Here is a 26,109-nt window from a genome sequence, read left to right as displayed (position 1 = left end):
ATCGCCAACTTTAAAACTTGGAGGATCATGCACACCGACTACCGGCGGCCCATCGAGACCTTCTCGGAAACCATCTCAGCGGTAATCGCCCTACACTTCTACGCAACCGCCTGAATAAGCCTCTAGGTGGAGCGGCGCACTGACGGCCCGGCGATGTTGTCCAGCCAGTGTCCTAGCCACTTCTCGACCGTCCAGGACCGCCCGGGCTTCTTGACTCTGCCGGCGTCCCGCTGGCGCTCAAGCTCCCGGACCTTCTGCACGACCTCCGTCTTGGTCTTCCCCCGGACGTGTCGCCGGTCGGGGCGGCCGTCGTCGCGGACGCCGACGGTGACGCGGCCGTGCCATTTGCCGTGCTTGTCCTGGTAGATGCTGGACGCGCCGTTGGGGTTGCGGGTGCCGTTGTTGCGCGTGCTGCGTGCCACGGTGGGTTTCCTTTCTGGTTAGGCGGCGGGGTGGTTGCGCGCAGCGGCGCGGAGGCGGTCGACGTGGTGAGGGCGTCGGCTGGGACACGGCGGAGGCGGCCGACGCGGACGGTTTCGATCTCGCCGTTGCCGATCAGCTCGTACATTAGGGTTCGGCCGATGCCGAGGCGGCGGGCGGCGTCTTCGATGCGCAGCAGCAGGGACGGTGTCTCGGTGGACAACGCCGGTGGTCCTTTCGTGCCGATGGGGTGGTGGGAGGCGCCGGCGGGATCGCGGGGAGGGGTGTCCCGCTGCTGTCCCGCCGGTTGGTGCTGGTCAGTCGGGGTGGTGGGACAGCGGGACAGGCAGGACAGCCGGGTCGCTGTCCGGGTGTCCCGGCTGGTCTGTCGCGTCCGCGCGCGGGGGGAAGTAGCGGCCGGTGCCGTCGCGGGTGAGCTGCCCGGCGGCGGCCATGCGGGAGCAGGTGCGCCGGACGTTGCCCTCGGGCCGTTGCCCGGGGCCGCGCGGAGGTAGCGCAGGATGGCGGCCCGGGTGTCGTGGACCAGGTGCTCGTCCGCGGGGCCGTGGAGCTTGGTCCAGGCGCCGCAGTTCGGGTCGAAGGACAGGGCGTGGTCGGCCTCTTCGACGTCGCGGCCGGTGACGTGCAGGACGCCGTCCGCTTCGCCGCGGGGCCGTTCCAGGACGAGGATGGTGTCCGCGGCGTCTATGACATGTGCGGCAACGTCTGGGAATGGTGCTCAACGGAAACCAAGCCGGGCAGGCATGAGTTGAAGGGCGGTGCGTGGACCAGCCCTTTCAACCGTGCTACGCCGTCGTCATTCAACGACGCTGCCGCGACCATGTGCGACGACGACACCGGCTTCCGCTGTGTGGTATCGGCTGAAACACTTGAAAAAATGCTCAGCAAGTAGTGACCGTACGGTGGCGGCGGGACGGGGCGGGCGACGTGGCGCGAGCCTGGGCCGCTGCTGTGGTGTTCATCGTCTGCACAGCGGCCCCGTGCTCTGGTGTTGAGCGCGGGGCCGCCGGTTTGTGCTGTCACTGCCTGAGGTCGTCTATGTCGTCGAGCCAGGCGGGGGCGTCACCGGTGATCTTCTGCGACTCTTTGGCCCACCCTCCGCGTTGGGCCGGTGTGCTGGTAGGTGCTCCGACGACGCGGCCGGCCTGGGCGGCCGGGTGCTTCCAGTGACCGCCGCAGCCGTTCGGACATGGGTGCTCTGCGGCGGCGAGTTTCATGCTGCCGTCTGGTTGTGGCACCGGTTGCTGCCAGCGCATGACGCCGGTGCCGCCGCATTCACGGCAGTCACTTTTTGATGACTTCGCCGAGGCCTCCGCACCTTCGGCAGGCAGATTGGTCACTGTTCATCCCCGATCCGAGGCAGTCCGGGCAGGTCTCCATCTCCAACGACGGTGGAGCTAATCGGATCATGGTGACTCCTTCGTATCGACAGGGGCAAGGCCAAGCACCCGGCGATGGGCCGGATGCGCGTGGAACCACGGCGGGGCCAAGGAGTCGGGGTTCACCTGGCCCCGCCGCGATCCGGACCCGGCCGCCAACCGGGGAGGGGAAGACGGAGGCGGCCGGGAGCTGGCGGGCGGACGACCGTTGCGGTACGCGCCAAATCTCCGGATGTGCGGCCATCGCAGCGCGTACGGCTGCGATGCGTCGGCGTTGGCGTCGCCGGGCAAACATCGGCGCTGTCAGGCGCAGGTGTAGAGATCGAACGTGAACAGCCGCGCCGACTCGGCCGCATCCGGATCGACGGCCGGCCATTCGCGCGTCTCGGCTTGGCGTTCCGCCCGTAACCGCTCCGCCAGTTCATCGACGGTCATGCCCCACTGGTTGCCGTCTCGATACACGTGCTGACCGCTCATCACCGCTCCTGTGCGTTGACGTCCGGGATGCTCGGTGATGTTGGCGCGGCGAACGGGTGACATGTTTCCTGGGTGGAAACCCAGGGCTGGTGTACCCGGATGGGTGAGCCGTACCGTGTGGCTCATGGCGATCGAGAGCGACAGCATCGGTATCGGCGCGGAGATCCGCCGTATGCGGCGATGGCGAGGGATGACCTTGGAAGCCCTGGCGGGTCAGGCGGGGATCAGCAAGGGTTACCTCTCGAAGATCGAGAATGGTCACGCTGCTCTCGACCGCCGGTCGACGTTAGCGGCGATCGCTCGGGCGCTTCGAGTGAGTCTGACCGACCTTGGCGCTGAACACGTGCTTGCGGATCACGAAGACCACGAAGCCAACGGCGCAATCCCCGACATCCGCTTCGCGCTGTTGGCGACCAGCCTCGATGATGCCGAGAAGCCGGCCATCCGATCCGCCGACGAGCTGGCGACCGAGACCGACCGGCTGGCCGAGGCTCGCCAGGCGTGCCGGTACAGCGAGGTGGGGCACGCCCTGCCGGCGCTGCTTACCGAGCTGCACGCGACTGCTGCGCTCGGCCACGGAGGCGAGCGGGAGTCCGCGTTGCGCAGCCTGGTGCAGGCGGCGCAGGTCACCACCCTGCTGGTGAAGAACCTCGGCGCGGTTGACCTTGCATGGGTGGCGGCGGAGCGCGGCCATCAGGCGGCGACTCGGCTCGGCGATCCGTTGTGGGTGGCGGCGTCGGAGTTCGCAAGGACACAGGCGCTCATCGGGCTCGGCGCGTACGCCAGGGCCGATGCGTTGGCGCGCAAGGCGCTGGACCTGTTGCGCACGGACTCTGAACCGGCGTTGGAGGTCTACGGCACATCGGTACTTACGGCCGGGTTCTGCGGAAGCGTGACCGGCTCTGACGACCCGGTCGCCGCGATTGCCGAGGCCCAGGACATCGCGGGCCGGGCGGAGGGCACGAACGCTTTCTATCTGGCGTTCAGCCCGACCAACGTGGATCTGTGGCGCGTCTCGATCGCGCTGGAATCTGACGACCCGGTGCAGGCCGCTGAAGTGGCCAGCGGCGTGGACATCGACAAGATCCCGATGAAGTCCCGCCAGACGGCGTTCCTGATCGACCACGCTCGGGCGCTTCACGCGCTGCGCGGCCGGGACGCTGATGTCGTGAACCTCTTGCGGCAGGCGGAACGGCTCGGGCCGACGCGTACCCGGCACAACATCTGGGCGCGGGAGATCGTGGCGGAACTCGTCCAGCGTGCTCGGCGCGACGCGGGCGGACGCGAACTGCGCGGCCTCGCTGACCGGATGGGCCTCCTCGGCGCAATCTAGCCGGGGACGCAGCGCAGGGCGGTGACCGAAAACGATCACTGCGGTCGCCTGCAGCACGGGGAGGATTGCTGATGGCAGACGGCTTCCGCGTGGACCTGGGTGCGTTGGAGGAGGCGTCCGGGGGTGTCAATGACACGCTCGGCCAGCTCAGGCGGAAGAAGGTCAGTGATATCGGCGGTGTGAAGGGGGACTACGGGCACGACCGCCTGGCGGACACTGTGTCCGACTTCTGTCAGCGTTGGGAGCTGGGCGTCGAGCACCTGAGCAAGGACGCCGAGGAGATCGGCGCCCGCCTGTCCCAGTGCGTCAAGGCGTACCTCGAGGTGGACAAGAACCTAAAGGGACATTTCGACGGGATCCTGCAACGTCCCACCGGATCGGATCCGGCGGCCCAGTGATGGCCAAGGCACTCGGTCAGACCACCGACCCGAAGGAACTCGTCCCGGGCAACGGCGAGACAGTGTCCGACTCCCTGTGGGTGATGCGCGGATACGGTGACGCGCTCCATGACGCGGGGGAAGGTCTCAAGCGCATCGATACCACCGAGGGATGGAGCGGCAAGGCTGCCGACAACTTCGAGAGGTCTTCCACGGGCAGCCCGCCAAGTGGTTAGAGGCCGGCGATTGCTTCCACTGCGCAGCCGATGCACTGGAGAACTACGTCTCCACGCTGCAGTGGGCCGCAGTGGGCCAGCAGCAGGCCAGCGAGTCGATCAAGCTGTGGAACGAAGGCCAAGCTGCTACCAATCAGGCCAAGGCCGAACATGAGCAGGCGGTACGGCAAGCCCAACAGGAAGCCGCGGCCAAGACCGCAAGCGGCACCCCCACCGTCGCCCCGAACATCCCGTTCACCGATCCCGGTGAGGCGAAGCGCCAGACTGCACGCGACACACTCGACCGCGCTCGAAGCCAACTCAACAGCGCCGGGAACACGGCTGCCGACGCCGTCGCCAAGGCACGGGACAAAGCCCCGGAGAAGCCTGGCTTCTGGTCACACGTCGGAGACTTCTTCAGCGATCTCGGGCACGGCATCGAAAACGTTGGCGCCGACGTCCTCAACGGACTGGCTTCGGTCGGAAACGCGGCGGCCAACCACCCCGGCGATGTGCTCCTCGCCGCCGGAGGCGCCGCACTGACCGCGGTCAGCGCAGCCGGCGACGGGCTCGGCGCGGTGCTCGACGCCACCGGCGTCGGCGCGGTCGCCGGGGTGCCGCTCAACGCGGTGTCCACCGCCGGCGTCGCCGCTGGCGGCAGCATGGTCGTCGCTGCCATGGGCGACCTCGGCAGACACGCGGCCAGCGACGACAAGGTGTCGCCGGTCAAGAACGGCCGCGGAGGCGGCGACAGCGGCACACCGAGGGGCAGCGACGGCGAGCTCACCTATGAGAAGTCGCCCAAGCACGGCACCGAGCAACGCGGCAACGCCGCTCCTGCTCCTACCAACGGCCAGCAGGCTCTGGAGAACTCGGTGCCCATCAAGCCGACGACGTCCCGACGAGTGAGCGTGGACCCGGCGACGGGTGAATACGTGGTCTTTGACGAGACCTATCCTGGCTCGGGTATGGCTCGGGTATCTACCACGGGCACGTCAGGCCGTGGAGCGGGCCCGACGGGCTTGACCCGGCGATGCAGGCGGCGCTGCGCAAGGCTGGTCTGGTCAACGGCAAGGGAAAGATCATCGGAGGGTGACGGGCGGTCATGCAATACGTTGAACCCGGACCGGTCGGCCGCGACGCCCTAGCAGCTGCGCTGGGAGGTGGTGACGGCAGGGCGATCGCCGAGGCATTGGTCGGCGTCGCTTACCACGACCCGGATTGGCAATGGGTCCAGGACACCTGTCTCCGCCTGCTCGGCCACCCGGACACCGGCGTCCGGGCCATCGCCATCACCTGCCTAGGACACGTCGCCCGGGTCCACCGACAACTGGATACGGACAAGGTCGTACCCGCCCTGACAAGGCTGACATCCGACCCTGACCTCGGCGGTCGCGCCGAAGATGCCCTTGACGACATCAACCACTTCCTCGGCGCAAACTGACCTCCCAACGCGATCGCAGGCACCTTCCTGGTGTCTTGACCAACAATTCGTCTTTTGAGCGCACGGTTCAGCCTGTTCCGGTCAGTGAGCGTTTCCGAGTAACGATCTCTCACTGAGCCTTTCCGGGTAACCGGTCGTGACGCTGGGTAGTGGCGGGGCGGCGACACGCCGACCTGAACCGGCCCGTGCTGGGTGACCTGGGCTACGAAGGCGAAGCCAGCACGATCACCGTGGCCTTCAAGAAACCCCAGGGCGGCCAGCGCGCCGACGAGCAGAAGACACACAACAAGGCCCACAACGGCAAGCGCGCGGTCGGCGAACGCGGAAACTCCCTGCTGAAGATGACCTTCAAGGCGCTGCGCAACGTCAGTCTCTGCCCCTGGCGCATCGGCAAGATCGTCGCCGCTGCCCTCACGCTCCTCCACATCGACCACGACCGCACCACGTGATCACCGACAGTGAGAGATCGTTACTCGGAAACGCTCAGTTCGTTTGCTTGGTCGGCAGGTGGGGGCCGATGTAGCCGACGTACACCCTGCCGGACCGCGCCGTGTCGTCGAAGTAATGCAGCCGGGGACTGATCATGCCGCTAGTGGCAATCTTGAAATGCGCGCCCATGAAGACCTTGCCGGCGGGGTTGACCTCTGGCGGAACCGGGAGTTCCCGAGCAGCTCGGAAGCGTGGGTTGCTCTTGACGTCCTCGCTCTCGTCCCGCGCGTGCCGCTGGGCCGAATAGCCGCGGAAGCCGCTGGGCGTATTGCGCAGGTACCCGTCCACGTCACGATGACACCGGCCCTCACGGCTGGCGCGTGCGTAGTCGTCCAGAACCCCAAGAATGTCCCAGGCCTTGCCCGCCCAGACACCCGTCTTGTCGTACTGGTCGAGGTCCCGAACGATGGTTCGATCACCGGTGAAGACGACGTGCTCGAACTGGTCCAGCGTCTCCAACAGCACCTGGTAGTCGTCGGGCCGATGCTCGGTCTCGTCGGGCTCAGGTTCGCTCCATGCTTCTGCGGCGCGACCGCTGCTGCTAAGTAGCTTTCTGAGACGGCGAACCGTTGCCGCCTCCTTGGCACGTTCTTCGTCAGAGATCCACAGCTCCAGTTGCGTGTCCTCCAACTGGCGGCGAAGTTCGGCCTGAGCAGTGGTGAGCTCATCGACCCGAGCCTCGTAACTGTGCAGGCGTTCCGCGATCGCGGCCTGGTTCTCCCGTGCCTGCCGTCCCAGACTGGCGAGATCGAGTAGTACCCGCACGCGGTCCAACGTCGGCTCGGCTCCGTCGAGAGCGCTGACGAGGGCGTCGAATACAAGGCGGTGGTCATCCGGAACGGTCCTGAGGTGATCGGGCCTAGGCCGCGGCACGACGACCGGGGCAGGAGTGGCGAGCGTCGCTTCGGTCCGGGTGGGCTCCGCTGCCCCCGTGGACGGGCGGGGAGGCGGCGCTGGATCAACCAGAGGAGCGACGAGACGTTCGTCGATTTCCCGTTCGAACGCCCGTCCAACCCTGATCACATACTTTGGTAAGGGCGCTTCGACGGCTGCTTCCCTGGCCCGCCTGCCCAGCATCCGTGCGAGGTACTGGTCAGAGTCCTGGACGATCCGTGTGAGACCCAGAACGCGGTGCCTTGCAGCGTCGACAGGGTCATCCGGCTCCACGCCCGGCCGGAACGTGCGCACGGTCCACGGCTGCACGGCGTGGTTCGGTCCGAGCGCATTGTTGAACGCGGCTGTGGCCGGGGCGTCCAGAACGTATCCGCCGGACAGACCGACGGTGTCCTTCAGTAGCCGGTCGACATATCGGGACCAATACGGATATTCGATGTTGGTGTCGCTACCAGCGATGAAGACCAGGCCCCGGCGGGTTGGGTCGCACACCGATTCCACGACCGCGCCAACGTCGTCTTCGCCGATCTTCATCGGCCCCGGACCGAGCCGGGTTCCGCCGTCGCGGCCCTCGAGCACACTGAGCAGGCTGCCGGCAAGCTTGGGTGCGATCGTGTATCGCTCCTCGGGAGACTCGACGTCCAGCCAGAGCCAGGGCTGGCGCCGATCGGCGGCCGGCACGTCGACAGTCAGCCGGGTGACCCACCGCCCGCCCGGCTTCTCCTCGATCAGGCTTGCGCGAAAGGCCCGGCCACCATCTGGTCGGGACAGTTCCAGCAACTGCCCACTTGCGCCGTGGCCGATGGTGACTAGCTTGCCGGATTCCAGCACATCCGCGTCATAGCGCTTGCGTCGCAGCCACGAATGGAACTGCTCGCGAGCGAGCTTCTCGACGTGCCTCCGCTCACCAACGATCTCGACGAACAACCGATAGCCCAGCATGAGTCCTCCTTGACCAGCGGGGTGTTGAGGTGATCAGGCGACGTCGCGCCGCAGCGCTTCGTAGGCGTGGCGACGAGCGATCTTGGTGAGCTCGGAGCGGAAGGTGTCGTCGTCCATGTATCGCTGCAGGACCTTGGTGTCGTCCTCGATCCGGTCGATGAGCTTGCCCTCGAATACTTCGTCGAAGACGTGGCCAAAGTCTTCCTCGTTGTTCGCGAACGCGGCAGCCTTGACCTTGGGTTCCGCCATCGCTGCTCGGGCCGAGCCGCCGACGAGGTCCTCGTCGCTGAGGTTGGTGCCGAACCGCTCATTGAGGTTGGCGATCAGCTCTGGCAGTGGCACCTTGTCCGGCTCGTGGACCCGTCCGGCGCCACCGCCGGTGAACCCCGGCAGCAGTTGCTCGCCCTCCGGAGTAAGACTCAGGTTGTCCTCGCCCGTCTTCGTAATGCGCAGGTGGGTCAGATCGACCTGACCGATGTCCACTCCGGCGTCCTCCCGGCGCGGCAGCACGTTGAGCAGCAGTCGTCCGTACAGGTAGAGGCGCTCGAGCTCACGGTCCGTGTAGGGCACGACCTGGGAGAGGAAGCCGTACTTCCGCACGTAGTCGCGCAGTGCCGAGCGGAACTCCTCCCGGTTCGTACATCGCGCATCGCCCCCGCAGCGCTACAAGGATGTTCTCCGCGTAGGTCACCTCAGCGTGTGCCTGCTGGATGTGCGCCTCGGTGGCGACCAGCATGCCGCGCAGCAGGTCGCCGTCGAGGCGGCCATCGAGGTGGTTGGCCACCGCCTGAATCAGGAAGCCGAGGCGGAACGCGTAGGCGGAGTGGAGTTCGTCGATGGCGTCAGAGACGTCGAAGTCAGGGTGGGGCATGGGCGCTCCTGTCGGGCGCCCGTCTCACACGTGTCTCACGGACTGGTGCGACGGGCACCGATCGAAGGCCCTGACCCGGACTTTCGTCGGACGGTGACCAGCGCGCACCTACCGAGGACCGCGCAGGATCACCGCCCTGCCACTACGGATCAGAAGGTTGCAGGTTCGAATCCTGCCGAGCGCGCTGGAAGACCAGCGGCCTGACCTGGGGGTTCGTCTCTATACGAGGCGAACCCCCAGTCTTGTGTGGGGCCACGTGGGCTGAGTTGGCGGTCTGACGCGGGCACCAGCGCCCCGGCCGTGCCGTTGTCATCGTCCCCGTTCGTCCGCGTCCTGAGCAGTGCGGCCACCTGGTCGGCGATCCAGTCCCCAGCTTGTTGGGCACGTGCACGAACCGCAGCTTCATGTTGGCCCGGGACCAATACCAGGGCTACCTCGACCTGGGGCAGCGGCGGACCGGGAGGTTGCCCGTGCGAAACGCGGCTGGCCGGTGCCGTCATCGTCGGATGACGGCACCGGCCAGCGGGTGAGTTGACTCAGACTCAGAGGCCGAGGTGGTCGTCCAGGTGCTGCGGAAGGCCGGCCGGCGCGTGGTCGGTCACCGCGTCGAGGGTAGTGCCGAGATGCTGCTCGACCACGTTGCTCAACCCGTTGTCGTGCAGGGAGTCAGCGTGCAGTGGGCTGGCCGGGTGGAACGCGTTGGCGCCCGTGTGAGCGGCCTGGTCGAGAGCGTTCATCCCGGCGTGAGCGGAGTTGTCCAGTGCGTGCGGGTCCGGAGCGGGCAGTGCAGGAGCCGCCGGTAGCGCCGGATCGGGCAGTGCTGGAGCCGCGGGCAGCGCCGGAGCGGCCGGCAGCGCGGGAGCCGCCGGCAGCGAGGGCAGGCCCGTGGCCGGGACACCAGGAAGGCCGTCGACGCCGGGCAATGCCGGCAGCGGGTTCGCGGCGGGGCTGGGAAGCGAGCCGAGAGTTGCCGGGCTGGGCAACGAGTTCGCGCCGGGCAGCGCCCCGAGTGCCGCGGTCGGGTCGGACAGCGCGGAGCTGAGCTCATTGGCTGCCGCGGTCGGGTCGGTGGGCAACGCGTTCGTCGGCAGCGCACCGGACAGCGCGCTGGGGTCCGGCAGGCTCGGGGTCGGAAAGCCGGCGTCCTGCAGCTGGGACTGGAGCTCGGTGGCCCCCTGCTCCAGATGCGACTGGAGGTAGCTGCCGCCTTCCTGCAGTTGGGACTGGAGCTGGGCGGCCCCCTGCTCCAGATGCGACTGGAGGTAGCTGCCGCCTTCCTGCAGTTGGGACTGGAGCTGGGCGGCCCCGTCCTGCAGCTGGGACTGGAGCTCGGTGCCGCCCTGCTGCAGCTGGGACTGGAACTCCGCGGCCCCGTCTTGGAGTTGGGACTGGAGTTCGGCGGCGCCCTGCTGGAGTTGGGCCTGGAGCTGGCTACTGCCTTCCTGCAGCTGGGATTGGAGCTGGCTGCCGCCTTCCTGCAGCTGGGACTGGAACTCCGCGGCCCCGTCCTGGAGTTGGGATTGGAGCTGGCTGCTGCCTTGCTGCAGTTGGGACTGGAGCTGGGCGGCCCCGTCCTGCAACCCCTCAGATGCCTGGTTGCCATCGGGCGCACGGAACCACCCGCCACCACCGAGGTAGAGGCCGCCGTCCGGGCTGGTGACGTCCAGGCCGCCGGCGCTGGCGAAGCCGTCCGGCCCACCGGCGCCGGTCAGGTTCCCGGAGATGTGCGGAGCGTCGCTGGCGGGCACCTGCTGGGCGATGAACTGCAGCTGGTCGGCAAGGTTCGAGGCCGACAGGTTGGGGTGCTGCAGCTGGGACTGGAACTGCTGGGCCCCGTCTTCCAGCGCGTCGAAGGCCTGGCTGGCGTCGGGTGCGCGGAACCACCCCGCACCGTCGGCGTAGAGGCCACCGTTCGGGCTGGTGATGTTCAGGCCGCCGGCGCTGGCGAAGCCGTCCGGCCCACCGGCGCTGGCCAGGCCACCGGACATGTGGGGAGCGCCGTCAACGGGCACCTGCTGGGCGATGAACTGCAGTTGTTCGATCGCCGCGGTGGGGCTGGAGGGCAGTCCGGCCGTGGGAAACGCGGGGAGGCCGCCGGCGGGCGCGACGGACGCGGAGTCCAGCACCAGCGGGACGACGTCCTGCACGTCCTGCGCGCTGATGTCGCTGAGGCCCGCGTGCTGGAGAGCACCAGCCGGATCGGACGCGAACGCGTCCCGCGCCTGCTGATCGGTGAGCAGGTTGAGGACGAAGTCGTGCAACGTCATGGCAGAAGCCATTGAGCGTCTCCTCAAAAGGGGCTTGCAGGTCGTGCCGGACCGATGGCCCGGCGGGATGAGGAACGCTAAAGCTCGGCCGCGCGAATACCTACGGGGATTGCACCCCGTCGCGTCGTGCCCCCTAGGGGGTGCGTGGTGCTCCGCTGATTAGGGGGATTAGGGGATGTTGGGTGTCGCTGGCACTCTGCGTAGGTCCCATGGCTTCACAACAATAGATCGACTCTACTGTGCGTATTTTCTTCGGCGGTCGGTAGATTGAGGTGCGACCGTGAGTTGAGCGCGGCCGGCGGCTCAAAAGCGTCCGGATCAACATGTGGTCGCGTCTCGCGCCTCGATTTTTTTCCGGCCGCGGGTACGTGATCTTCACGCGGGGAAGTCGTCCGCGCTGCCGCTCGGCCCGCCCGGCCCGGCCACAGTCCACGGCGACGCCGCCTGGCGGCCAGGGCTCGGGCCGGCCACTTGACGGCCCCGTACGACGGCCTGGAGTCTGGAGCTGACCTGTCGGTCCGGCTCGGTACGGGCGCGGCTACCGGCGAGTTCCTCAGCGCGACGTCTGGGGGGCGAACAGGCTTCGCCGCCTGGGTTGTCATGGCGGCACCTCGGGAGGACTTGAACAGTGCCAGCAGTGGGGTCCAGCGCGGTCGACCTGGTGTTTCGGGGCCGCCGGGTGGTACGCGACCGTGCGTTGATCATGGCGATCGTCAACCGGACGCCCGACTCGTTCTACGACCGTGGCGCGACGTTCGCCGATGACGCCGCCAAGGCGGCCATCGACCGGGCCGTGGCCGAGGGGGCCGACATGATCGATGTCGGTGGCGTGGCCGCGAGCCCCGGTGACGAGGTGACCGTCGACGAAGAGATCCGCCGGGTGGTGCCCACCGTCGAGTGGATCCGGGCCACCTACCCAGACGTCCTGATCAGCGTCGACACGTGGCGTCACGAGGTTGGCGATGCGGTGTGCCGTGCCGGTGCGGACCTGATCAACGATGCTTGGTCAGGGTTTGACCCCAAGCTGATCGACGTGGCCGCCGAGCATGGTGCCGGCTACGTCTGCGCGCACACCGGCGGCCGCGAGCCGCGGGCGGAGCCGTTCCGCCCCGACTACGACGACGTGGTCGGGACGGTGCTCGAGGAGACGACGCGGCTGGCCGAGCTGGCCGAGTCCAAGGGGGTTCCGCGTGGCGGCATCCTCATCGACGGCACCGGGTATGGCAAGAACACCGCGGATCACCTGCTCCTGCTCAGGCACGTGCGGGACTTCGTGGAGACCGGATGGCCCGTGCTGATGGCCTTGTCCAACAAGACCTTCGTCGGCGAGGGTCTGGGCGTGGAACTCGAGGACCGGCTGACGGGCACCCTGGCGGCCACCGCCGTGGCCGCCTACGAGGGGGCGGCGGTGTTCCGTGCCCACCAGGTGTTGCCCACCCGGCAGACGTTGGAGATGGTCGCGAGTATCAACGGCACGCGCCCGCCCGCACGGCCGAGCAGGTGGATCGCCTGATGCGCTTCGTCTGGCCATGGGATGAGGCACGCGTCGTCGACGACGACGAGCTGGAACGCCTCTACAGCTATCCCGCCGACCCGCGCTGGCTGGCCGTCAACTACGTGTCCAGCGCCGACGGGGCCGTCGAGGTCGGCGGCCGGGCGGCCCGGCTGTCGAACGCCCCCGACCGGAAGGTCCTCCAACTCGGCAGCGACCTCGCGGACGTGCTGCTGGTCGGTGCCGCTACGGCGATGATCGAGGACTTCGAAGGGGTCCATCCCAGCGAGGAGACGCTGCGGCGGCGACGCCGGCACGGGCTTGCCGACATTCCGCCGACCGCGGTGGTCACCACCGGCCGGACGCTGCCGGCGGACGCACCGGTGATCACCAAGGCCGACGTGCCCACCATCGTGATCACCTGCGAATCCGCTTCCGCGGAGAAGCGTGAGGCATGGGCGGACGCCGGGGCCGAGGTCTTGGTCGTCGGCACGGACACGGTGGACGTCGCCGCGGCGGTCCAGGCGCTGGTCGATCGCGGTTTAGGGCGTATCGACTGCGAGGGCGGACCGCACCTGTTCGGTTCCCTGATCGAGGCCGGCGTGGTCGACGAGCTACGCCTGACCGTGTCGCCGTTGCTGGTGTCCGGGCCGGCCGGACGCATCGCCACCGGTGTCCCGATCGACCCGGTGGACCTGGACCTGGTGTCGGTGCTCGCCGAGGGCGGGGTCATGCTCCTGCGTTACCGGGTGCGGCCCTGACCGTTTGGTTTCGCGCCCGCCGCGTCGACCGGGGTGACGGCGCGGGCCGGCCCGGGGTCACGCGGGCTTCCGGGCGGATCTCCGGGACTTCCCTGATGAAGTCCCGCCATGCCGTGCGGTGGGATGGCTCCCTCATGGGTGCGTCAAGCGCGTGAGCCAACTCGACCACCTCGCGCGCCATGGCCTGCCAGGTCGCGCGAGAACTCGCGGAAAGGTAGGGCGTCATGAGCACCGTCGGCAGGGCGCTTCAGCAGGCGGGCTTCGGTTGTCCGCATGGCCTCCTCGGTCGCATCGGCGGCTGGTTGATGGCGCGCGGCAACGCCGCCACCGAGCGCCACATGGTCGAGTTGGCCGAACTCCACGAGTCGGACGCCGTCCTGGTCGTCGGCCCCGGTCCCGGGGTGGGTCTGCGGACCGCCGGAGAGCGCTCGGCGCGGGTGGTCGGGATCGATCCGTCGGATCTCATGCTCGCGACCTGCCGACGTCGGTGTGCCGACCTCGTCCGGCAGGGACGCGTGCGGCTGCGACCCGGCACCGCCGAGCAGACCGGCCAACCCGACCAGTCGGTGGACGTCGTGCTCTCGGTCAACAACGTCTTCCTGTGGCCCGACTGGCATGCGGGATTCACCGAACTGCACCGGGTTCTGCGGCCCGGTGGACGCCTGCTGCTGTCCACGCATCTCAAGTGGCTGCCTGGCGGGCTCGCCGCGCTGGCCGCGGCGGTCGAGGCGGCCGGGTTCGCCGACGTGCACACCTGGACCTGGCGGCCACCCGGCCCCGGCGCGACCACCGCGGCCCAGCTACGCGGGGCGCGCGTCGGGTGATCATCCCGTGCGCCACCCGGGCAGGGTGTCGAGTTTCCGCCAACCCCTGGGCCGGGGGCGGCTTCGCGCCGCCCCCGGCCGCGTGGGTCAGCTCGACCGCGACAAGCTCCGCATCTGGGTGATCTCGGCCTGCTGCGCGTCGATGATCTTCTGGGCGAGTTCCTTGGCCTCGGCGTTGCTGCCCTGCGCAAGCTCGGTCTTCGCCATGTCAATGGCACCCTGATGATGCTTGATCATCATCTGCAGCCACATTCGGTCGAAATCGGCACCGTTCGCCTGTTGCAGTTGCCCCATCTCCTCCGGGGTCATCATCCCGGGAACCGAGCCCATGGATCCCATGCCGGGCATGCCGGAACCGGAGGGCATGGGACCCATCGGACCGTGGTTCGCCTCCGGCATCGGCGACGTGGGCGTCGCCGCGGCGCCATCCCACCGGGACAGCCATGCGGTCATCTGGGTGATCTCGGGCTGCTGCGCATTCTGGATGCGGGTGGCCAGATCGCGGATCTGGGGATTGGTGGTGTGCGTGGCGACCATGGCGGCCATCGCGATCGCGCCCTGGTGGTGCGGGATCATCTGTTCGGCGAAGCTGACGTCCGCCTGGTTGTGGTCCCCTTGGGCGCCCGTCGAAGGTGTGCTCGGCGCGTTGTGCTGCATGCCGGGCATCGAGTCGTTGGCGCAACCGGCAATGAGGGCCAGGGCCGCGAGCGCGGCCAGGCCCGTGCCGACAACGGACGTGCGCATTGTGCTCTCACTTCTCCTCGGTTGTGTCGAAAGCCGTGCGTCCGGGCGTGGGGCAGCGCGTGCTACCCCGCGGCGGACGGATCACAGCCGCAACACGCACAAGGAGGTGAGAACGGTACGACCGCCTCCGGGTGGGCGGTCGGTGCGGAACAGCCCGACACGCGCCGGCGGCCCACCGTCGGCGCCGAACCGTCGCGGCAGGCCGAGGAAGGCGCCGACAAGCGCGAGAACGGCACCGAACGCGCCGATGACGGCCAGGCACATGTGCATCAGGACGTGGGACTCGCCCCGCCCGGACCCGTCCGAAGGCGACATCGCCGGCGCCGAAACCGTCGCGCTGGCCACTACCGGCGGGCTCATCGTGCCCATGTGCTGCTCGCTGGCGGGTGCGTGATGCATCAGCACCAAACCGAGCGCGAGTGAACACAGCAGCAGCCAGCCAGACACCCCGCTGCCGGTACCGCGCCGCACACCATAACTGTAACCGGGCACCGGCCACCCGCCGGTGCGGCCGGGCGGGAGTGTGAGTCGACACAACGAAGATCAGATCCGCCACATCATCGGCAGGCGCAGGCAGAAGCGGGCGCTACCGGCCGGATCGGGTTCGTACCAGGCGTCGCCGCCGTAGGAGCGGGCCAGGCCACGGATGATCCACAGCCCGAGCGCGGTGCCCACGGCCCGGTCACTGCGGGCCGAGTCCCGACACCGGTGGCGTGATCTTTATCACTCCATGTCGGCGGGGTCATTACTCCCATTCGGGTACCGTAATGCCCTTTTGTTGCCCTTCGCCGGGTTTTCCGGGGTCGTCGTCGAGTTTCGCGAACTATACGGCACGCGGGTCGCGTTGTCGTCGTTTTGTCCAATTTGGCGGTGACGTTATCTGGTCATTTCCGGCATAAGTCGTCCTGAGCCGGGCGGGAGGATCGGTGCCGCGCGGCTCCGGCGGGGCTGCCTTGCATGGCCGGCGGTGAAATCTCTGTTGACGCCCCGGTAGCCGGTCGCGGACGAGAGCAGGCTGCCTGTTTGGCGCCGCCCAGATGTTTGGTATTCAACGTAATAGTCAACCGGGTGACAGAGATGTTTCCGTTGGGTGAGTTCTGACCTTGGCGAACACATTCTGTAACCGGGTTCGGGCACCGGGAGCGAGGGCGGCGACATTGACGAAGGTGCACAGCCATGGGGGAGTCATGTCTGGCTATGCGTCGGCGATGACCAGCGCGGATGTCGACACGACGCGGCACGATCGGGTGCGCCGGCCGGTGCGGCGGATGCATCAGGTGTTCGAGAAAACCTGCGACGCGGTCCCATCGGCGGTGGCCGTGGAGTGCGGGAGGGAGCGTCTCACCTACTGGGAACTGGACGAGCGGGCCAACCAGTTGGCGCACGTGTTGCGTGCGCGGGGTGTCGGAGCGGGCTGCCGGGTGGCGATCCTGTTGCACCGGTCGGTGGAGACGTATGTGGCCCTGTTGGGCGTGGGCAAGTCCGGGGCGGCCTTCGTACCGGTTGACCCGGGAGCGCCGGCGGACCGGGTGGCCTACATCGCCGAGGACGCGGACGTTGACCTGGTGGTGACCGCGGGCGATCTGGTCGCGCTGACCGGGGGGCTGGACCGGCCGGTGTTGGCGCTGGATGCGGCGGTGGCGGAGTTGGCCGCGGCGCCGCGGTCCCGGCCGGTGGTGGCGGATGCCGGGGATCCGGCGGCGTACGTGATTTACACCTCGGGGTCGAGTGGTCGGCCCAAGGGGGTGGAGGTGGCACAGTCGTCGATTTGCAATTTTCTGGCGGTGGTGCCGCAGGTGTATGACGTGCGCCCCGGGGATCGGGTGTATCAGGGGATGACGATCGCGTTCGATTTCTCCATCGAGGAGATCTGGCCGACCTGGGCGGTCGGGGCGACTGTGGTGGCGGGTCCGAATGATTCTCGCCGTCTGGGGGCCGAGTTGGCGGATTTTTTGGACGCCGCGCGGGTGACGGTTTTGTATTGCGTTCCGACGTTGCTGGCGACGATCCCGCGGGACCTGCCCCGGGTGCGGAGTTTGCTGGTGGGCGGGGAGGCGTGTCCGCGGGGTTTGGTGGCGCGGTGGGCGCGGCCCGGGCGGCGGATGCTCAACACCTACGGGCCGACCGAGGCCACGGTGACGGCGACGTGGTGTGAACTCACGCCGGATCGGCCGGTGACGATCGGGCGGCCGTTGCCCACGTATTCGGTGGTGATTCTGGACGAGGACGGCCGGGTGGTTCCCGACGGTGAGGTGGGGGAGATCTGTCTCGGGGGTCCGGGGGTGGCGCGGGGGTATGTGGGTCGTCCGGAGTTGACCGCGCAGCGGTTCATCGACCATCCGCTGGCGGGGCCGGGCGGCCGGTTGTATCGCACCGGGGATCTGGGTCGGGTCACGGTCGAGGGGGAGATCGAGTATCTGGGGCGGGCGGATGCGGAGGTGAAGATTCGCGGGCATCGCGTCGATCTGGGGGAGATCGAGACGGTGTTGCTGGAGGACCCGGGGGTGGCCGAGGCGGTGGCGGCGTTGGTTCCGCTGCCGGGCACGGATGCCGGCGAGGGTGAGCCGGTGCGGGAGTTGGCCGCCTACATCGTGCCCACCCCGGACGCTGCCGCGGGTGGGGATGCGTTGGTGCGGGGGTTGAGCGAGCGGTTGCGGCGGCGGTTGCCCGGCTACATGACGCCGTCCTTTGTGGACGTAGTGGGCTCGTTACCGACGATGCCCAGCGGGAAGGTGGACCGCTCCCGGCTGCCCGCACCCTCGGGTCGGCGACTGGCCGTGACCGATGGCCCGGTGGTGGGCCCGTGCACCGCGACCGAACGCCAGCTCCGTGCGGTGTGGGCGGAGGCGTTCGGGATCGAGGCGGAGTCGCTGTCGGTGGAGGCCGACTTCTTCACCGAGCTGGGCGGGCATTCGCTGCTGGCCGCGCGGGTGGTGTCGGTGCTGCGTGAGCAGGGCGTGGAGGCCGCGGTGCGGGACGTCTACGCGCACCCGACCGTCCGGAGGCTGGCCGCGCGGCTGGCCGCGGCCGCATCGTCGGCCGGGGTGACGGCGCCGCCGCGGGTGGCGCCGGTGCGGCATTCCCGCCGGCGGATCGCCGCCGCAGGGGGTGTGCAGGCGGTGGCGCTGTACGCGCTGATGCTGCTGATCACCCTGCCGGTGTCCGATGTGTACACCCAGAACAACGGGTTCGTCTCGGTCGGGGTGCTGGCCCAGTTGCTGGCGGCCATCCTGGTCTCCTATCTCGGGGTGCGCTGGGTGGTGCCGGTGGTGTTGGTGCGCCCGCTGACCGCGGGGATCCGCCCGGGCCGCTACCGGTTGTGGGGGCCGACGTATCTGCGGCTGTGGGCCGCCGATCTGCTGCTGGCGGTGGGCGCGCTGCCGGTGGTGTCCGGGTCGCCGCTGATGCCGGCATATCTGCGGGCGCTGGGCGCCCGGGTGGGTCGGCGGGCCAGCATCGCCACCAGCACGATCAGCCTGCCCCGCCTGGTCGAGATCGGGGCGGACGCGGCAATCGGCTACGGGGTGGCGTTACGGCCGTGGCGGGTGGAGGACGGTTGGGTGGTGGTGGCCCCGATCCGGATCGGGGCGGGCGCGTTCGTCGGCGCCAACGCCGTGCTCGACCCGGGCGCGGAGCTGGGTGAGCGTGCCGCGCTGGCCGAGCAGTCCGCACTGGGCGGCGAACGCGTCCCGGCGGGGGCACGGTGGGCGGGGTCGCCGGCCCAGCCCCGCCCGGCGTTGGACGATGTCACCGAGACCATGCTGGCCAGCCGCGGCCGGCTGCGGGGCTGGCGCGTCTGGCATGTGGCCGCCGCGCTGATCGGTTTGGCCGGGTTGGAACTGGCGGCGATCGCGATGATCCTGCCGTCGGTGGCGCTGGTGTGGTGGGCGTTGCTCGGCTGGGGGGTGCTGGCCGGGTTGGCCGCCACCATCCCGGCCGGCCCCGTCTACGTGGCCACGGTGTGTCTGATCGTGGCGGTGGGCAAGCGCCTGGTACTGCCCCGGGTGCCGGTGGGCATCCACCCGCTGCGGTCCTGGTTGGGAGTGCGCAAGTGGGTGGCGGACAAGCTGCTGGAGTTCAGCCTGATGTTCACCAACTCCCTCTACGCCACCCTCTACACCTCGCCCTGGCTGCGGGCGTTGGGCGCGCGGGTGGGCGCGCGGGCGGAGGTGTCCACGGCCGCGCACCTGGACCCGGACCTGCTGGTGCTGGGCGAGGAGAGCTTCGTGGCCGACATGGCCAGCGTCGGCGCGGCCACGTTCGCCGCCGGGCGGGTGGCCTTCCACCCCACCGAGGTCGGCCGCCGCGCCTTCGTCGGCAACGCCGCCGTCGTCCCCGCCGGCACGACGATGGGCGCGGGGTCGCTGGTCGGGGTGGCCACCGTGCCCCCGGAGGAACGGATCCCGGAGGACACGTCCTGGCTGGGCTCACCGGCGATGCACCTGCCGGTGCGCCAGGACTCCGGCGACTTCGCCGAGGCCGACACCTACCGCCCGACCAGGGCCGTGGTCGCGCACCGGCTGGGCATCGAGTTCGCCAGGGCCACGCTGCCGGCCACCGTGCTGGCCATGGGGTTCTACCTGTACCTGCTGGCGCTGTCGTACCTGGCCAACGGGCGGGACCTGCCCATCCCTGCGCTGGTCTCGCCGCTGGTGGCCATCGCCGTGTCCACCGCGGTGATCGGGTACTGCGCGGCGGTCAAGCGCAACCTCATCGGCACCTACCAACCCCGGGTCGAACCGCTGTGGAGCCCGTTCGTGCGCCGCACCGAGTTCGTTACCGGCCTGTACGAGGCCGCCGCCGTACCCGCCGGCGTCGGCCTGTTGGTCGGCACGCCGTTCCTGCCCATGGTGCTGCGCTGGTTCGGCGCCCGCATCGGCCGCCGCACCTGGATCGGCACCACCTACCTCACCGAGTTCGACCTGGTCCACATCGGCGACGACGCCGTGGTGGGCACCGAGGTGTCGCTGCAGACTCACCTGTTTGAGGACCGGGTGATGAAGATGTCCACGGTCACCGTGGGCGCCGGCGCCACCCTGGGCACCCGGGCCATCGTGCTCTACGACTCGGTGGTCGGCGAGGGCGCCTGCCTGGGCTCGCTGTCACTGCTGATGAAGGGCGAACACCTCACCGCCGGCACCCGCTGGCGCGGCATCCCCGCCCAAGCCGTCACCACCACCGACAGCGCGAACACCGAAGAAACCGAGGAAGTGGCCGCCTGATGTCCTGGCTGACTCGTCTGTGGCGCGGGAAACGTTCCGGCGCCGGCGACGCCCCGGTGGCGCTGGTCTACCGCGGACCGGCCGCCGTGCCCGGCTGCCCCGAGGCGGTGGCCGAGCTGCTCGGCGCCAGCCGGTGGGGGTTCGGCGTCCACTTCGTCGGGCCGGACGAGGACCTGCCGCTCACCGGCGACGTCCTCGCCGGCGCGGCGGTGTACGCGCAACCCGGCGGTGGCACGCTCGCGCACGGCTACCGCCACCTGCGCCGGCACCGCGACGAGATCCGGCGGTTCGTGCACGGCGGCGGCCGGTATCTCGGGTTCTGCCTGGGCGGCTACCTCGCCGGCGCCACACCGGGGTTCGGCCTGCTGCCCGGGGACACCGACCAGTACATCGCCTCGGGCGGCGCCACCGTCGACTCCGAGGACAACACCGAGGTGGAGGTGACCTGGCGGGGCCGGCGCCGGCGGCTGTTCTTCCAGGACGGGCCGTACTTCTGGGTGCGTTCCGGCGCCGACGCCTCGGTGCTTGCCAACTATCCGAACGGGACGATCGCCGCGCTGGTGGCCCCGTTCGGCTCCGGCCGGGTCGGCGTGGTCGGCCCGCACCCGGAGGCCACCGAGGACTGGTACACCGACGCCGGCCTGGACGTGCCTCGGCGGTACGGCACCGACCTGGGCCTCGACCTGGTGGACGCGGTGATGGCCCGATGAGCGCGGGTGCCGCACGGTCCCGGCTGGTGGGCGTGGACGCCACCCGGGGCGTCGCGCTGCTCGGCATGATCGCCGTCCACTCGCTGTACGAGCAGGGTCCCTCCGGCCGGCCGACGCTGTCGTTCGCCGTCTTCGGCGGCCGGGCGGCGGCCACCTTCGCGGTGCTGGCCGGCGTGGGCATCGCGTTCATGACCGGCCGCTGCCGGGTCCGGCCGCGCGACGCCGGCCCCACCGCCGCGGCCCTGGTGACCCGGGCGCTGGCCATCGGCGCCATCGGCCTCGCCCTCGGGGTGGGCACGGACGCCGCACTGGGTGCGGTGATCCTGCCCTACTACGCGATCATGTTCCTGCTCGCCGTCCCGCTGGTCTTCCTGCCCACTCCGCTGGTGGCCGCACTGGCCGTGGTCGTCGCGGGCGGGACACCGGTGCTCAGCCACGTCCTGTTCCCGCACCTGCCGCCGCCCAGCCTGACCAACCCGACGCTCGGCTCGCTGCTGCACCAACCGCTCGCCCTGCTCTCCGAACTGTCGCTGACCGGCGAGTACCCGGCCGTGCCGTGGATGGCCTACCTGGCCGCCGGCATCGTGGTCGGCCGGCTCAACCTGGCCCGCCTCCGCGTCGCCCTCGCCCTGCTGGCCACCGGCGCCGTCCTCGCCGCCGGCGCCGCGGCCGCCTCGTGGCTGCTGCTGGGTCGCTACGGCGGGCTGGCCCACATCTGGGCGGCCCAGCCCGGCAGCGTCCTCACCGCGCCGGAGACCACCGAGATGCTCACCCTCGGCGGCGACGGCACCACTCCCACCTCGACCTGGTGGTGGCTGGCCGTCAACGCTCCGCACACCAGCACCCCGCCCGATCTGGTGCACACCACCGGCACCGCCGTCTCGCTGCTCGGCGCGCTGCTCGCGCTCGGCCACCTCACCCGGCCCGCCGTTCGCCGCGCCGTCCACATCGGACTGGCGCCGCTGTCGGCGGCCGGGTCCATGACGCTGACCTGCTATGCGCTGCACATCGAGTTCATCAACTCCGACTACGACACGTACGGCGCGGGTACCGGATACGTGTTGCAGGTGATCGCCCTGCTGCTGCTGGGCCTGGCCTGGCGGGCCACCGCCGGTCGCGGCCCGCTGGAATCCCTGGTCACCACGCTGGCCAGGCGGGCGAGGGCATGCGCCGAGCGTGCGCCGCGCCGTACCACCCCGGCCGGTTCGGACGCCGTCGAGGCCGGCGGAGCACTTACCGCGGCAGGCGCCCCGGAAGGCGCGGCCATGACGGCGGAGCGCGGATGATCAGCAGACGCCGCTTGCTGATCGGTGCCGGCGCCGCCGGCGCCACGGCCGTCCTGGGCTGGGCCGGCGTTACCGCGCTGACCTCCCGCGAACGGCCACTCGCCCTGGTCTACCGTGGGCCGGCGTCCTGCTCGGGCTGCTCGGAGTCGGTGGCGGCGCTGCTGGAAAGCACGCCGACCGGGTTCCGCACCCGGTACGTCGGCCCCGACGAGGACGTCGACGTCACGCCGAAGACCCTGGCCGGGGCGGTGGTGTACGCGCAGCCGGGCGGCGGCGACGTGGACCCGGCCTGGCGCCGGTTACACCGCTACGCCGACGACATCCGCGACTTCGTCCACAATGGCGGCCACTATCTCGGCTTCTGCCTGGGCGGCTACCTCGCCGGAGCCACCCCGGGCTTCGCGCTGCTACCCGGCGACACCGACCGATACATCGGCTCACCGAACGCCAGCGTGCACACCACGGACGACACCCTCGTGCGGGTCAACTGGCGGGGCCGGCAGCGCACGATGTTCTTCCAGGACGGCCCGATCTTCCGGCTGCGGCCCGGCGCGGCCGCCACCGTGCTGGCCAGCTACGACACCGGCGCGCCCGCCGCCGTGATCACCGCGTACGGCTCCGGGCGGGTCGGCGTGGTCGGCCCGCATCCGGAGGCCGACAGGTCCTGGTACCGCGACGCCGATCTGTCCAATCCGGACGGTGTCCACCCGGACCTCGGCTACGACCTCGTCGAGACCACGCTGCACGGTCCGGCGCCGACCTCGCCCGGCGGCGCCACGCGCTGAGCCACCGCCGGCCACCGGGGACCGGGCCGGGGCGATCACTCCTGACGCTGCGCTGAAGATTCCGTCACCGCCACCCGCGATGTCAGCGCCGCTTCAGCTTTCTCGCGCATCGTCGTCGTTGTCCGGGCGAGGGAACCGCCCGGTGGATGACGTGAACCCATCGGAGGGCAGCACCATGACCGACAATCCAGGAGACACCCGCGAGTTCTCCACCGCCGACGAGGCCCGCCCCACCAGCAGGCGGCGCCGGCTGTTCATCGCGCTGACCGCGGGCGTCTCGGGTGCCGTTCTCGGCGGTGTGGTCGTCGCTGGCCTGCTGACCGGTGGCTTCGCCACCGCGGCGAGCGACCCGGGCCAGGCGCCGGCCGCGCCCTCGGCCGCCGCCAAGGCCCACAACGGAAAGGCCGCCAAGGCCCGCGAGGCGCTGCGGAAGGACAAGCGGGTCCAGGGCGTCCTCGCCGCGGTCGGCAACGGCACGATCACCGTGACGGCCGATGGCACCGGGCAGGCGGTGTCCGTGCCCACCGGGGACGCGACCAGGGTGCGCGGGTTGGGCAAGGACAAGCGCTCGGTGAGCGACCTCAAGCCGGGCGACCGGGTGCTCGTGCTGATCGGCGACGACGGCAAGGCGGCACTGATCGCCGACGTGCACGGCCACGTCGCCGGCGCGGTCACCGCGATCAACGGTGACCAGGCCACCATCGAGCGGGCCGACGGGCTGACCCAGCAGGTCGACCTGTCCAAGGTGGCCAACAAGCCGAAGGTCGGCGACATCGTGGCCGTCACCGGCCAGCCGGCCGCGGGCGGCGGCACGCTCACCGCGGAGAAGCTGGTCGAACTGCCGAAGGCGTGACCGCGGCGGCCCGGCGCCCACGGGTGGCAGGGCCGCGCCGGTCGTGATGCCTCGGGGAGGCGCGGGCGGGCTCGACGTGGGCGGTGAACCCACGTCGAGCCGGCGGCGTTCTGTGGGGGGGTGACCGATCCGGGACGGGCGGTCAGCGGAAGCGGCCGCGGGGCCGCAGCCCGTCGCCGAGCACCCTGCCCAGCAGGGTCACCGGCGCGCGGCGGGTACGCGGCAGCGCGATCTCTTCCCGGTAGCCCAGCGCGCGCAGCACACGCACCGCGGTGCGGTGCTGGGTCCGCTCGGCCGACACCGTCACCGCCGCGGCGCTCTCCAGGAAACGGCGGCGCTCGGCGGCGGCCGACGTGTCGTGGCCCGCGGCGCGCATGCCGGCCCTGCTCGGCCGGCCGGCGGCTCTCTCATCACTCACGGTCTGCTCTCCCAGCCGTGGTCGGGGACTGATCCGCCAGGGTCATCGCCAGAACCATGTCGCAACTTGAGGGTTGCAAAGGGACGAACTTGGGTCCAGGACCAAGATTGCTCCGTCTGTCGTAGCGCATCCCGTGCGCGTGTCGCAACGGTGTGCCGGTCGACGGTCGTTGCCGTCGTGGAGTGGCGGCCGGTCCCAAAGAAACGATCACGCCGGCCGGCCGTGACGCCGGGCCAACGTATCACCATTCGCTAACGTTCCGATCTCGAATGAGGAAAGTTTTCCCTTTCGCGCTCGTCCCGGCCGGCTGTGAACTGCGGAAACCGGACTTTTCCCGCTGGGCTCGACGTCCGGCCGGCAGCGGCGTGGGAGCGCGTTCCCCGCCGGTTCCGCCCTCCGGTGTCGTCGCGTTCCCTCCGGTTGCGGATTCAAATGTCCTCTGTGGACGATCGTGCCGGATTCGTGCTGGTGGCGGCGGATTTTCCGAAAGGGCGACCTGGTGGCGGGAAATGTCGGCGGGTCCAGTATTGTTCCGCCGCATTGTCTTCATGCTCCACACATCGCGCCGATCGGTGTGGACCATTCGGGCGAATGGCTGTTCCGCCATTGTTCGTCCATTTGGACGGTATCGCCCTTCGGTTCACGCCCACCGGCGTCGGGAACCACCGCACGAGAAGGAGACACATGGCATCCCGGTTCCAGCTGCGCATCGGCGCGGCGATTCTCGGTGCTTCCGCCGCGCTGCTGGCCACCGCGCTGCCGGCCAGCGCGGAGACGCACGCCCACGTCGACGAGCGGGGCGATGTCCGCGGGTTGATGGTCAACGTGGTCCGGGCGGACCACAGATCCGAGACCGTTCCCACCACGCTCATCGGGCTCCAGGTCGACGGTGGTGACAAGACCATCCAGACCTACTGCGTCGAGTTGTCGGTGAGTACGAAGAACGGCGCGGACATGGCCGAGGTGCCGTGGAACAAGTACCCGGACGAGCACTCGCCGTTCTTCACCAACGCCAGCAAGGTCAACTGGATCCTGCAGAACTCCTACCCCGCCGTGCAGCCCACCGACCTCGCCGGCAAGGTGGCGGCGCTGAACGGCAAGAACGTCACCAAGGAGGAGGCGATCGCCGCCACCCAGGCGGCGATCTGGCACTACAGCGACGGTGCGGACCTCGACGCGGACAAGCCCGTCGACCGTGCCCCGGCCGACGTCCAGGGCGTGGTGAAGGCCCTCTACACCTACCTCACCGGCCCGGCCAACACCGGCATCAAGGACGAGGCGAAGCCCAGCCTGGACGTCTCCCCGAAGGAGCTGAGCGGCAAGACCGGCGACAAGATCGGTCCGTTCACCATCCAGACCACCGCGCAGGCGGTCCAGCTCACCAAGAGCCTGCCCGCCGGCGCCGAGCTGGTGGACAGGGACGGCAACGCGGTCAAGGACGTGCAGAACGGCTCGCAGGTGTTCGTCAAGGTGCCGGCCGACGCCAGGCCGGCGCAGGGTGGCTTCACCGTGAGCGCCACCGCCAGGCTGGAGAAGGGCCGGCTGTTCGTCGGCGACGGCGTGAAGACCCAGTCGCTGATCGTCGCCGCGCCGGTGGAGGTGTCCGTCAAAGCGTCGGCCACCGCGAAATGGGTGGCCGCACCGGCGACCGTGCCGACGTCGACGTCCGCAACGCCGACCACGACGACCACCGTGCCGGCCACGCCGACCACGACGACCACGCCGGCCGCCGTGGTCGCCGGGAACACCAACAAGCTGGCCAACACCGGCGCCTCGGTGCTCGGTCCGGTGATCGCCGGCGTCGTGCTGCTCGGCGCGGGTGTCGGCGCCCTGCTGCTGCAGCGCCGCCGCAAGCGCGCCTGAGCGCGCCGTAATGCACCGAGGG

At 69.8% G+C, this 26,109-nt stretch carries 24 protein-coding genes and 3 pseudogenes; 15 read left to right on the top strand and 12 right to left on the bottom strand.

Going from position 1 to position 26,109, the window contains the following annotated elements:
• Positions 1 to 122: 122 nt before the first annotated feature.
• The gene (locus tag FFT21_RS25080; RefSeq protein WP_225978739.1) at positions 123 to 422 is read right to left on the bottom strand and encodes a hypothetical protein; all 300 of its coding nucleotides are present in this window, start codon (positions 420 to 422) and stop codon (positions 123 to 125) included.
• A gap of 80 nt (positions 423 to 502) precedes the next feature.
• Positions 503 to 643 (bottom strand): annotated as a pseudogene (locus FFT21_RS25075) (excisionase family DNA-binding protein); the annotation flags it as partial.
• 387 nt (positions 644 to 1,030) lie between these two features.
• On the opposite strand from FFT21_RS25075, the gene FFT21_RS25065 reads away from it, so the two are divergent.
• Positions 1,031 to 1,333 carry an SUMF1/EgtB/PvdO family nonheme iron enzyme gene (locus FFT21_RS25065; protein ID WP_225978738.1) on the top strand — a complete coding sequence of 101 codons (303 nt, stop codon included), beginning with the start codon at positions 1,031 to 1,033 and terminating at the stop codon, positions 1,331 to 1,333.
• Positions 1,334 to 1,460: 127 nt separating this feature from the next.
• Here FFT21_RS25065 and FFT21_RS25060 read toward each other — a convergent pair whose 3' ends face one another.
• Entirely contained in the window at positions 1,461 to 1,781 is a 321-nt protein-coding gene (locus FFT21_RS25060) for a hypothetical protein (RefSeq protein ID WP_137816386.1), read from the bottom strand.
• Positions 1,782 to 2,123: 342 nt separating this feature from the next.
• Positions 2,124 to 2,297 carry a hypothetical protein gene (locus FFT21_RS28995; RefSeq protein WP_153816586.1) on the bottom strand — a complete coding sequence of 58 codons (174 nt, stop codon included), beginning with the start codon at positions 2,295 to 2,297 and terminating at the stop codon, positions 2,124 to 2,126.
• 124 nt (positions 2,298 to 2,421) lie between these two features.
• On the opposite strand from FFT21_RS28995, the gene FFT21_RS25055 reads away from it, so the two are divergent.
• The 5 genes and pseudogenes from FFT21_RS25055 to FFT21_RS25035 form a co-directional block, all read left to right on the top strand.
• A complete protein-coding gene (locus FFT21_RS25055; RefSeq protein WP_137816385.1) occupies positions 2,422 to 3,630 on the top strand; it encodes a helix-turn-helix domain-containing protein in 1,209 nt (402 codons plus the stop codon).
• Positions 3,631 to 3,701: 71 nt separating this feature from the next.
• Entirely contained in the window at positions 3,702 to 4,028 is a 327-nt protein-coding gene (locus tag FFT21_RS25050) for a hypothetical protein (protein ID WP_192909736.1), read from the top strand.
• Positions 4,028 to 5,370, top strand: a pseudogene (locus FFT21_RS25045) (putative T7SS-secreted protein). The gene FFT21_RS25050 and the pseudogene FFT21_RS25045 overlap by 1 nt, the downstream one beginning before the upstream one ends.
• The gene (locus tag FFT21_RS25040; protein WP_137816383.1) at positions 5,328 to 5,666 is read left to right on the top strand and encodes a hypothetical protein; all 339 of its coding nucleotides are present in this window, start codon (positions 5,328 to 5,330) and stop codon (positions 5,664 to 5,666) included. The pseudogene FFT21_RS25045 and the gene FFT21_RS25040 overlap by 43 nt, the downstream one beginning before the upstream one ends.
• Positions 5,667 to 5,848: 182 nt before the next feature.
• Positions 5,849 to 6,115: pseudogene (locus tag FFT21_RS25035) on the top strand (transposase family protein); the annotation flags it as partial.
• Between the two features lie 34 nt (positions 6,116 to 6,149).
• On the opposite strand, the gene FFT21_RS25030 reads toward FFT21_RS25035, so the two are convergent.
• The 4 genes from FFT21_RS25030 to FFT21_RS30050 all read right to left on the bottom strand — a co-directional run bounded on the left by FFT21_RS25030 (position 6,150) and on the right by FFT21_RS30050 (position 11,141).
• Entirely contained in the window at positions 6,150 to 7,991 is a 1,842-nt protein-coding gene (locus tag FFT21_RS25030; protein WP_137816382.1) for a hypothetical protein, read from the bottom strand.
• A gap of 33 nt (positions 7,992 to 8,024) precedes the next feature.
• Positions 8,025 to 8,561: a hypothetical protein gene (locus tag FFT21_RS25025; protein ID WP_137816381.1), complete on the bottom strand. Its 537-nt coding sequence runs from the start codon at positions 8,559 to 8,561 to the stop codon at positions 8,025 to 8,027.
• Positions 8,542 to 8,862, bottom strand: a complete 321-nt coding sequence (locus FFT21_RS25020; RefSeq protein WP_137816380.1) for a hypothetical protein — start codon at positions 8,860 to 8,862, stop codon at positions 8,542 to 8,544. Before FFT21_RS25020 ends, FFT21_RS25025 begins: the two co-directional genes overlap by 20 nt.
• 542 nt (positions 8,863 to 9,404) lie before the next feature.
• Positions 9,405 to 11,141 (bottom strand): IniB N-terminal domain-containing protein, encoded by a 1,737-nt coding sequence (locus FFT21_RS30050; protein ID WP_137816379.1) that lies wholly within the window; start codon positions 11,139 to 11,141, stop codon positions 9,405 to 9,407.
• 691 nt (positions 11,142 to 11,832) lie between these two features.
• Between FFT21_RS30050 and folP the strand changes: the two genes are divergently transcribed.
• The 3 genes from folP (at position 11,833) to FFT21_RS25000 (ending at position 14,206) form a co-directional block, all read left to right on the top strand.
• Positions 11,833 to 12,642: a dihydropteroate synthase gene (gene folP, locus FFT21_RS25010; RefSeq protein WP_137816393.1), complete on the top strand. Its 810-nt coding sequence runs from the start codon at positions 11,833 to 11,835 to the stop codon at positions 12,640 to 12,642.
• Positions 12,642 to 13,382, top strand: coding sequence for a pyrimidine reductase family protein (locus FFT21_RS25005; RefSeq protein ID WP_137816378.1), 741 nt, complete (start codon positions 12,642 to 12,644; stop codon positions 13,380 to 13,382). Before folP ends, FFT21_RS25005 begins: the two co-directional genes overlap by 1 nt.
• Before the next feature lie 224 nt (positions 13,383 to 13,606).
• A complete protein-coding gene (locus tag FFT21_RS25000) occupies positions 13,607 to 14,206 on the top strand; it encodes a class I SAM-dependent methyltransferase (RefSeq protein WP_137816377.1) in 600 nt (199 codons plus the stop codon).
• An 87-nt stretch (positions 14,207 to 14,293) separates the two neighbouring features.
• On the opposite strand, the gene FFT21_RS24995 is transcribed toward FFT21_RS25000, so the two are convergent.
• From FFT21_RS24995 to FFT21_RS29315, 3 genes are all read right to left on the bottom strand, one after another.
• Positions 14,294 to 14,950 (bottom strand): DUF305 domain-containing protein, encoded by a 657-nt coding sequence (locus FFT21_RS24995; protein WP_137816376.1) that lies wholly within the window; start codon positions 14,948 to 14,950, stop codon positions 14,294 to 14,296.
• 81 nt (positions 14,951 to 15,031) lie between these two features.
• Positions 15,032 to 15,421: a hypothetical protein gene (locus FFT21_RS24990; RefSeq protein ID WP_225978737.1), complete on the bottom strand. Its 390-nt coding sequence runs from the start codon at positions 15,419 to 15,421 to the stop codon at positions 15,032 to 15,034.
• Positions 15,422 to 15,493: 72 nt separating this feature from the next.
• Entirely contained in the window at positions 15,494 to 15,625 is a 132-nt protein-coding gene (locus FFT21_RS29315; RefSeq protein ID WP_137816375.1) for an ATP-binding protein, read from the bottom strand.
• Between the two features lie 512 nt (positions 15,626 to 16,137).
• Here FFT21_RS29315 and FFT21_RS24980 point away from each other — a divergent pair.
• The 5 genes from FFT21_RS24980 (at position 16,138) to FFT21_RS28990 (ending at position 23,806) form a co-directional block, all read left to right on the top strand.
• A complete protein-coding gene (locus FFT21_RS24980) occupies positions 16,138 to 20,172 on the top strand; it encodes a Pls/PosA family non-ribosomal peptide synthetase (protein ID WP_225978736.1) in 4,035 nt (1,344 codons plus the stop codon).
• The gene (locus FFT21_RS24975) at positions 20,172 to 20,882 is read left to right on the top strand and encodes a BPL-N domain-containing protein (RefSeq protein ID WP_137816374.1); all 711 of its coding nucleotides are present in this window, start codon (positions 20,172 to 20,174) and stop codon (positions 20,880 to 20,882) included. The genes FFT21_RS24980 and FFT21_RS24975 overlap by 1 nt, the downstream gene beginning before the upstream one ends.
• The gene (locus tag FFT21_RS24970; protein ID WP_137816373.1) at positions 20,879 to 22,168 is read left to right on the top strand and encodes a heparan-alpha-glucosaminide N-acetyltransferase domain-containing protein; all 1,290 of its coding nucleotides are present in this window, start codon (positions 20,879 to 20,881) and stop codon (positions 22,166 to 22,168) included. Before FFT21_RS24975 ends, FFT21_RS24970 begins: the two co-directional genes overlap by 4 nt.
• Complete coding sequence (locus FFT21_RS24965) at positions 22,165 to 22,953, top strand: BPL-N domain-containing protein (RefSeq protein ID WP_137816372.1); 789 nt, start codon at positions 22,165 to 22,167, stop codon at positions 22,951 to 22,953. The genes FFT21_RS24970 and FFT21_RS24965 overlap by 4 nt, the downstream gene beginning before the upstream one ends.
• 175 nt (positions 22,954 to 23,128) lie before the next feature.
• Positions 23,129 to 23,806, top strand: coding sequence for a DUF5666 domain-containing protein (locus tag FFT21_RS28990; protein ID WP_153816585.1), 678 nt, complete (start codon positions 23,129 to 23,131; stop codon positions 23,804 to 23,806).
• Positions 23,807 to 23,948: 142 nt separating this feature from the next.
• Here FFT21_RS28990 and FFT21_RS24955 read toward each other — a convergent pair whose 3' ends face one another.
• Positions 23,949 to 24,224, bottom strand: a complete 276-nt coding sequence (locus FFT21_RS24955) for a hypothetical protein (RefSeq protein ID WP_137816371.1) — start codon at positions 24,222 to 24,224, stop codon at positions 23,949 to 23,951.
• 684 nt (positions 24,225 to 24,908) lie between these two features.
• Between FFT21_RS24955 and FFT21_RS28985 the strand changes: the two genes are divergently transcribed.
• A complete protein-coding gene (locus tag FFT21_RS28985; RefSeq protein ID WP_192909735.1) occupies positions 24,909 to 26,087 on the top strand; it encodes a thioester domain-containing protein in 1,179 nt (392 codons plus the stop codon).
• The last annotated feature ends 22 nt before the right edge of the window (positions 26,088 to 26,109 follow it).

Source organism: Gandjariella thermophila, from assembly GCF_005405885.1.
In the GTDB taxonomy this organism is placed as follows: Bacteria; Actinomycetota; Actinomycetes; order Mycobacteriales; family Pseudonocardiaceae; genus Gandjariella; species Gandjariella thermophila.
This window is presented reverse-complemented; position numbering and strand designations above follow the sequence as displayed.